Raw genomic sequence first — 323 nt, 5'->3', positions numbered from 1 at the left:
TTTACCACCCAAACCTTCCTTATCCCCTGAACCATATTGCCCTCATTTTAACAAACCCCAACCACGCCATCCACACACTCCAAAAATACAAACTCCTTCTCCACCACAGCATTACCAATCTCCCAATCCTACAATTCCACAATCTTCTCACCTATAATCATTTCCTCCACCTCATCCACCCTTTCCAAATCCTGCTCACCATCAACACACACCTCTTTACATACTTAACTCACCTTCCCATCCACCCCCCCCTCATTCCCCTCCAAATCCACCACCTCTTATCTCACATGCAACCACACCCACTCCTTCTCATCAACCATTAC

The 323-nt window shown here is 46.4% G+C and carries 1 pseudogene; it reads left to right on the top strand.

From position 1 onward, the window contains the following. Positions 1-26: 26 nt before the first annotated feature. Positions 27-323: pseudogene (locus tag FS736_RS25540) on the top strand (DNA integrity scanning diadenylate cyclase DisA); the annotation flags it as partial.

The sequence above is a fragment of the Cytobacillus oceanisediminis 2691 genome, assembly GCF_007678455.1.
Taxonomy (GTDB): Bacteria; Bacillota; Bacilli; order Bacillales; family Cytobacillaceae; genus Mesobacillus; species Mesobacillus oceanisediminis_A.
Note: the sequence above shows the minus strand (reverse complement) of the source record. Positions and strands in the feature narration are given on the sequence as shown.